This window comes from Silvania hatchlandensis, assembly GCF_025564065.1.
GTDB classification, from domain to species: domain Bacteria; phylum Pseudomonadota; class Gammaproteobacteria; order Enterobacterales; family Enterobacteriaceae; genus Enterobacter; species Enterobacter hatchlandensis.
Genome location: NZ_JAMGZK010000007.1, coordinates 1 through 255, shown reverse-complemented (window position 1 = coordinate 255; position 255 = coordinate 1). Strand labels below are relative to the sequence as shown.

At 52.9% G+C, this 255-nt stretch carries 1 rRNA gene; it reads right to left on the bottom strand.

Features of this window, described 5'->3' with window-relative positions:
• Positions 1 to 255 (bottom strand): 23S ribosomal RNA (locus M8014_RS00035); the annotation flags it as partial.

Genomic DNA, 255 nt, shown 5'->3' with positions numbered 1-255 from the left:
GCTTATGCCATTGCACTAACCTCCTGATGTCCGACCAGGATTAGCTAACCTTCGTGCTCCTCCGTTACTCTTTAGGAGGAGACCGCCCCAGTCAAACTACCCACCAGACACTGTCCGCAACCCGGATTACGGGTCTACGTTAGAACACCAGCCATTAAAGGGTGGTATTTCAAGGTTGGCTCCACGCAGACTGGCGTCCACGCTTCAAAGCCTCCCACCTATCCTACACATCAAGGACCAGTGTTCAGTGTCAAG